This is a genomic window from Colwellia sp. MB02u-6 (assembly GCF_014077095.1).
GTDB lineage: Bacteria > Pseudomonadota > Gammaproteobacteria > Enterobacterales > Alteromonadaceae > Cognaticolwellia.
Map to the genome: position 1 here is coordinate 68,190 of NZ_JACGVG010000033.1, position 7,097 is coordinate 75,286.

At 39.6% G+C, this 7,097-nt stretch carries 6 protein-coding genes and 1 riboswitch; all 6 genes read left to right on the plus strand.

The window, feature by feature from the left end; translation table 11 throughout:
* The first annotated feature begins 313 nt into the window (after positions 1–313).
* The 6 genes from H4J46_RS08705 (at position 314) to H4J46_RS08730 (ending at position 6,688) form a co-directional block, all read left to right on the plus strand.
* A complete protein-coding gene (locus H4J46_RS08705; protein ID WP_182233124.1) occupies positions 314–2,380 on the plus strand; it encodes a M13 family metallopeptidase in 2,067 nt (688 codons plus the stop codon).
* Between the two features lie 190 nt (positions 2,381–2,570).
* A riboswitch (cobalamin riboswitch) is annotated at positions 2,571–2,714 on the plus strand.
* A gap of 201 nt (positions 2,715–2,915) precedes the next feature.
* Positions 2,916–3,758 carry an ABC transporter ATP-binding protein gene (locus H4J46_RS08710; protein ID WP_182233125.1) on the plus strand — a complete coding sequence of 281 codons (843 nt, stop codon included), beginning with the start codon at positions 2,916–2,918 and terminating at the stop codon, positions 3,756–3,758.
* Positions 3,755–4,762 (plus strand): FecCD family ABC transporter permease, encoded by a 1,008-nt coding sequence (locus H4J46_RS08715; RefSeq protein ID WP_404851779.1) that lies wholly within the window; start codon positions 3,755–3,757, stop codon positions 4,760–4,762. Before H4J46_RS08710 ends, H4J46_RS08715 begins: the two co-directional genes overlap by 4 nt.
* Positions 4,763–4,767: 5 nt before the next feature.
* A complete protein-coding gene (cobO, locus tag H4J46_RS08720; protein ID WP_182233126.1) occupies positions 4,768–5,373 on the plus strand; it encodes a cob(I)yrinic acid a,c-diamide adenosyltransferase in 606 nt (201 codons plus the stop codon).
* Between the two features lie 36 nt (positions 5,374–5,409).
* A complete protein-coding gene (locus H4J46_RS08725) occupies positions 5,410–6,303 on the plus strand; it encodes a cobalamin-binding protein (protein WP_182233127.1) in 894 nt (297 codons plus the stop codon).
* Positions 6,304–6,520: 217 nt separating this feature from the next.
* Positions 6,521–6,688: a DUF2897 family protein gene (locus tag H4J46_RS08730; RefSeq protein WP_182233128.1), complete on the plus strand. Its 168-nt coding sequence runs from the start codon at positions 6,521–6,523 to the stop codon at positions 6,686–6,688.
* Positions 6,689–7,097: the final 409 nt, after the last annotated feature.

Genomic DNA, 7,097 nt, shown 5'->3' on the forward strand with positions numbered 1-7,097 from the left:
TACTTTAGCTGTTGCAGAACTTTTCTAGATTGATGCTTTTAACAGATAAATTAACAGCATACTTTTTAACTAAACTAAAAAGGGTGGCGAATATCCCAAATTGCGCAGCAGTTAAAGGTAAATAACAAAAATGTTTATTAATACGTTAACCAGAAAATATCTACATATTCTCCGGTGGGTAAACTTTAACATACAAAGATAAGTTAATAATTTGTAGCCAACATTTTATTATCCTAGTAAATCAGCGTGATAGCCTTTAATATCCTCTAACTTAAAATAAAAGTTAGTCTACTAATTAAATGGTGAGTATTGAATGAAGAAAATAATAACAACTGCTGTTTGCAGCTCTTTACTATTCATTGCAGGTTGTAATGATAATACCAGCACAAAAAACACAACTGAAGTACCGGTTATGCAAAAAACTGCTTTGGTATCAGGTATTGATAAAGCCACTATGGACTTGTCTATTCGTCCACAAGACAACTTTTATCGCTACGTTAACGGTGCATGGTTAAACACTCACGAAATTCCGGGTGACAAAACCGCAATTGGCTCATTTTATGACTTACGTGATGAAGCTGATGATAACGTAAAAGCGATTATCGAAGAATTAGCCGCGACTAAAAACCTAAAAATGGGCAGTGATGAACAAAAAGTGGCTGACTTATTCCGTTCATTCATGGATCTGGATAGCCGTAACACTGCAGGCACAGCGCCAGTAAAAAAAATATTTGATGACATTAATGGCTTGAAAGATAAAGATGAACTTGCCGCTTTCTTTGGTGAAAATCAAAAGATTGGTGTCGGTAGCCCGATCGCTTTTTATATCAGTGTTGATGCAAAAGACTCAACACGATATGCCACACATATATGGCAAAGTGGTTTAGGTTTACCAGACAGAGACTACTACTTTAATGAAGCCGAACGTTTTGCAGCATTACGTGTGGGTTACCTTGCCCACATTGAAAACATATTCAATTTAGCGGGTTTAAAAAACGCTAAAGCCGCCGCTCAAACCATTATGGCGCTTGAAACACAGTTAGCCGGCTTTCATTGGACAAAAGTTGAATCTCGAGACAGTACTAAACGTTATAACAAATTTAATGTTGCCGATTTAAACACAGTCACAGATGCTTTCAACTGGACCGCCTACCTTACAGCACAAGGTGTGGCCACGCAGAAAGATATCATTATTAACCAACCTTCATTTATTAAAGGTTTTGGTGAAACATTCGCGGCAACATCCTTAGCTGATTGGCAAACTTACCTAACCTTTCACACTCTGAGTAATTTTTCCAGCTCACTTACCGCCGAATTAACCAATGAAAATTTTGATTTTTATTCAAAACAGTTAAGTGGTCGTGAAGAACAGCGCCCCCTTTGGAAGCGTGGTGTTGCCGTAGTTAATGACAATTTAGGTGAAGTTATTGGTAAAGTTTATGTTAGCCGTCACTTTAAGCCTGAAGCTAAAACCCGCATGACAGAACTGGTTGAAAATTTACGTGATGCTTACGGCGTAAGCATTGACGAACTAGACTGGATGTCAGAGGCGACTAAAAAAGCAGCGCATATAAAACTCGCCAGCTTCGATCCTAAAATAGGCTACCCAGATAAGTGGGAAGATTACACAGCACTAACCATTCAAAGTGACGATTTAGTCGGCAATGCAATACGCTCTGGTACCCTTGCTCACCAAAAAGAACTGGCTAAGCTGGGTGGTCCAATAGACCGACAAGAATGGGCTATGACACCACAAACCGTTAATGCTTATTACAACCCAACTAAAAACGAAATTGTCTTTCCAGCGGCTATTTTACAGCCACCATTTTTTAATTTAGCGGCAGATGATGCGGTAAACTACGGTGGCATTGGCGCCGTTATTGGTCATGAAATGGGCCACGGCTTTGACGACCAAGGCAGCAAATATGACGGTGACGGTAACATGCGTAACTGGTGGACTGATGAAGATTTAGCAGCCTTTACCATGCGCGCTGATAACTTAGTGGCACAGTATGGCAACTATGCGGTATTTGATGACTTAAAGGTTAATGGCGAACTAACCTTAGGCGAAAACATTGGTGATTTATCCGGAGTGACTATCGCCTATAAAGCTTATAAAGCTTCGTTAAATGGTACCGAAGCCCCTGTGATTGACGGCTTAACTGGCGACCAACGATTCTTTATGGGCTTTGCACAAATATGGCGTGGAAAAATGGTTGAAAAGTCATTGAGAAATCGTGTAGCGACAGACCCACATTCGCCAGGTGAGTTCCGTGCGCTAGGTTCATTATCAAATATGCCTGAGTTTTATAGCGCCTTTGACGTTAAAGCAGGTGACGCTATGTATATCGCACCTGAGAAGCGCGTTAAAATTTGGTAATATTGGCTTTACTGATGACATAAGAAAAATCACCTTAGGTCTAATTAACGCGTAAAAAAAATTGTCAAAAGACAGTGTCAAAATAAAAAAGGAGCATTAGCTCCTTTTTTTTACACCACTTATAGCGCGTCAAATGACGGTTTTTATTGTAAAGCAGCATGCTAAGCCGTAAAATCTCATGCCTAATAATCGATACCTTTAGCCACATGCTTTGTTATTGTTTTGGCTGATTAATAGGGAACGCGGTTAAATTCCGTGACTGTACCCGCAACTGTAAATAACTTTTAATAAAAAGTTATAAGTCAGGACACCTAGTATCAACCTATTGTACCAAGCTAATCATGTTAACACCGTGCGGGAATACACGTAAGTTACACTGTCTTTAAGGCATTCGTATCCTATTTTCTGCGCCGTAGTTAGTTTTATTATTCAACATAAGCTTTTGAATTAACCTCCAGGCCGTAATGAAAATATACTCCTTAGTTATTATCCAACACATGCCAAACATGATTAGCACTAAGCTAGGCTGGCTTTAATGGCAAAATTACTCAGTGTTGAGTCAGTATCTTGGGCGGTTGATAAACAAAGTATTCTCAATAATATTTCATTTAATGTTGCTCGCGGCGATATTATTGGCATTATCGGGCCTAATGGTGCTGGCAAAACCTCACTCCTTAAATGCATACTAAACCAATACAAAAATTGGCAAGGCGGCATTAAGCTAAAAAATAAAAAAATCAGCGACTACAAACCACATGAATTAGCACAAACATTTGCTTTAGTGGTACAAAATTCGCCCCCCATATTTGATTTAAACGTTTATGATGTAGTTAGAATGGGCCTACTGCCCTATAAAAGCCTCTTTGCTCGTGATAATGATGTAGATAAAAAAGACATTATGCTCGCGTTAGAAAAAGTGGGTTTAGCAAGCAGTCAAGAAAAATTTTTTAATACCTTATCTGGCGGCGAACAACAACGGGTATTAATTGCTAAAGCCCTAGTACAAAAAGCAAAGATTTTGGTATTAGATGAACCCACTAATCACTTAGATATTTTCTACCAACATCAAATATTACAACTCGTGAAAGCGTTAAATATTACCGTTATTATGACCATACATGATCTCAATCTAGCCGCACATTACTGTAATCGTTTGCTGCTATTAGATAAAGGCAACTTAGTCAGCGACAATAGTGTTGATCAAGTGCTAAAACCTGAACTGTTAACCAAAGTTTTTGGTTTACCCTGTTATCGAGATGACGCACAACACTGTGGCGTACCTAGAGTTTATTTCTATCCCGCGGCTGATACTATGATGGCTCATCAATCGGCTGTTAAACCAACTGAGTCAAAAAATAGTAAAGGTCAACACTCGTGAGTGTTCTTGGCGGCAGCAAAGGTAAAAATGTCTGGGTATTTTCAGGCCTTATTGTTTTTACCTTATTCTCCATTATTATGTCGATAACCTTTGGGCCAGCCGCCATTACTAGCCTAGATATATTTCAATGTGTGGTTAATCAATGCGCCTCCACTATGCACGACGTGGTAATTTGGCAAATACGCATTCCACGTGTTTTAGTGGGTTTAGTGGCCGGCATGGGTTTAGCTTGTGCGGGGGCAATACTGCAAAATGTAACTCGTAATCCACTCGCCGACCCTTATTTATTTGGTATTATTTCTGGCGCAGGTTTGGGCGCTACCATCGCCACTTTAGTGCTCAGTGACCAACAAGCGCTAGCCTTGCCATTAGCTGCATTTCTTGGGGCATTATTTTCTGTGATCATTGTCTTTGGTATCGCGACCTTACTGCGTAATATGAACCATTTATTATTAACCGGCATTGCAGTGTCGTTCATGCTTGGCTCTATTAGCCACTTTATTCTTTACCTTGGCGACCCTTTTGCCACCAGCCGAGTTATTTTTTGGTTAATGGGTAGTTTAACGCGCGTTGAAATGTTCCACTTTTATTTGATCAGTGCCATGGTATTACTTACTTTACTAATTATTTTTGCCTTACACCGACAAATAGATGCACTGTTATTGGGCGATGAAAGTGCGGCAAGCCTTGGCGTTAACGTTAACAAACTGCGTTTAATTCTATTAGCTTTATGTGCAGCAGTGACTGCCGCCATAGTGGCTTATTGCGGTGGTATTGGTTTTGTTGGCCTAATGATCCCACATATTGTTAGGCAGTTGGTTGGCGTTACCACCATGCCGTTAATTATTGGCTCTGCCTTGGTTGGCGGATGCTTTTTAGTTTGGGTTGATGTTGCCGCGCGGAGTTTGCTGAGTAATGTCGAAATTCCCATTGGTATCATTACTTCAGCCATTGGCAGTATTTTCTTTTTAGCGATCATGTATCGCACACGTAAAACAGGATAAATCACATGACAACAGATACAGATAAAAATCAAAACCATCAAGCTCGTATGCAACGCCTTAAAGAAAAAGTTGATGCCCGCATTGATTCCGCTCAAGAAGAACGCGGTTTACTTATTGTTATTACAGGTAATGGTAAGGGTAAATCAACATCTGGCTTTGGCACGCTAGCCCGCGCGGTTGGGCATGGCTATAAAGCGGCGGCATTACAATTTATTAAAGGCGATTGGGCCTGTGGCGAACGTAATTTATTAGAAAACAATGGCGTTGAGTTTCATGTCATGGCGACCGGTTTCACTTGGGACACCCAAGACAAGTCAAAAGACATTGCCGCTGCCGTTAGAGTATGGGAAGAAGCAAAACGCTTACTAAAAGATGAAAGTGTCGACGTGATTTTACTTGATGAATTAACCTACATGCTGTCATTCAAATATTTAGATTTAGATGAAGTGATTGAAGCTATCGTTAATCGCCCGGCTAAACAGCATGTTATTATCACTGGCCGTGCATGTCATCGCAGTATCATTGAACTTGCCGATACCGTCAGTGAAGTTCAGCCTCTTAAGCATGCGTTTGATAACGGCATAAAGGCACAAAAAGGTATTGATTGGTAGCCAATACTGCTGTCATAAATCACAAATGGAATCGTCATGAAATTCAGCCAATACCTAGGGATTATATTACTGGGCTTTGCTTATATTGCGAGCACACATGCCACAAGTAAAAGTATTGATGATGCCGCCGTTATTGATACGCCTAAACCACGCATCATTGCATTATCACCACACATTGTTGAAATGTTGTTTGATATTGGCGCCGGCGACCAAGTTATTGCGACGACTGATCACGCTGACTTTCCGCAAGCGGCAAAGAAAATACCCAGAATTGGCAGTTCGTTACGTATTCAATTAGAGCGGGTCATTGAATTACAACCAGACTTAGTTATCGCTTGGAAGAGTGGTAACCCAAGTGATGATTTAGCCCGTATTAAGCAACTGGGCTTTCGTGTGGTTTACTCGCAGCCCAATAGCTTTGAAGATGTTGCTAAAGAGCTGCGCTTGTTTGGGAAACTGTCAGGTCACAGCGCACAAGCTGAACGTGTTGCGGCTAAGTTTCTAGCTGATTTAGCCAATATCAAAAAACAATATGGTCATAAAAAACCACTAACCGCTTTTTATGAGGTCTGGTCTAGACCCTTAACCACCATTGCCAAAGGCAGTTGGCCGCAACAGTTTTTAGACGCTTGCAGCATTAGTAATCCATTTGTCGCAGCAAAAGTCCAATATCCACAAGTAAATATTGAGCAAATACTGCAAAAAAATGTTGATGTTATTATTCAACCATTATCAAAAAAGCAAGCGGGTAATGACAATTATGATTGGCAGCAATGGCTGATATTGTCAGCAATTAAACATCAACAAATGATTATCCTTGATGCTGATGTTGTACATCGAATGAGCACGCGCAGTTTACACGCCCTGACCGATTTATGTCAGCAAGCGGACAAAAGCCGAGCATACTATCAGCGTATGACAAATGAATAGTATCTAGTGCTAGCTAGTTATTCTAGATACTGGGGGTAAATACTGATTAAACTGACTTTATTAAACCCGCCTAAAGCAAGCATTATTGCTGGCGTGTTGTAAGCATATTCATAAATTATATACTATTATTCTGTATTGCTATCTGTCTTTTTTAAACTAATAAGATAGCTATAAAACAAGTTTCTTACCCATAAATTTTATTTAAAAGGATATAAATATGACTTTTACTTACATGTTAATTCTTGTTGTTGCTGTTGGCTCTGTTATCGCGGGTATCTTATTGATCAAGCAATCAGCCAATAAATTTGAGCTCTCAGACGAACAACAAAAAAAAGTAGATAGCCGAAAGGCTGAACAACTTAAAAAAGATCAAGAGCAGGAGTAACGATTAAATTTATAGCACTGATGCTAAACCTTAATAGCGCTTAAATTTGATAGATGCCAATTCTTAAGGGCTATCCACTTAGCCCAACCGACCACTACATCTTGTGTTTACTAGATTTAACCTCGTCGATTACTTATGCCACTTAGCTGACCTAATTTAGAAACGAATTTGTCTTAATAAATAGTCTGCTTAGCCACCAAAGCGGTCGTTCATCATCAAATTATTAATGCTAACTTTGTGCGCTTAATTGACGTTAACTACTGGTTATTCTTTAGGTCAACTGATAGCCCAGCCTGTGTGAAAACTAATTATTGTAAGTTTTCATTATTGAGGGTTTATATCAGCTCTTTATAAGGCTTCGCGTAGCGAAGCCGATATTTATGAATATCCATGCTTTATATTTTTTATT

Bases quoted from the DNA above. Each gene is read 5' to 3' on its own strand.
- cobO (WP_182233126.1), top strand. From the start codon at position 4,768: ATGACAACAGATACAGATAAAAATCAAAACCATCAAGCTCGTATGCAA.
- H4J46_RS08730 (WP_182233128.1), top strand. From the start codon at position 6,521: ATGACTTTTACTTACATGTTAATTCTTGTTGTTGCTGTTGGCTCTGTT.
- H4J46_RS08710 (WP_182233125.1), top strand. From the start codon at position 2,916: ATGGCAAAATTACTCAGTGTTGAGTCAGTATCTTGGGCGGTTGATAAA.
- H4J46_RS08725 (WP_182233127.1), top strand. From the start codon at position 5,410: ATGAAATTCAGCCAATACCTAGGGATTATATTACTGGGCTTTGCTTAT.
- H4J46_RS08705 (WP_182233124.1), top strand. From the start codon at position 314: ATGAAGAAAATAATAACAACTGCTGTTTGCAGCTCTTTACTATTCATT.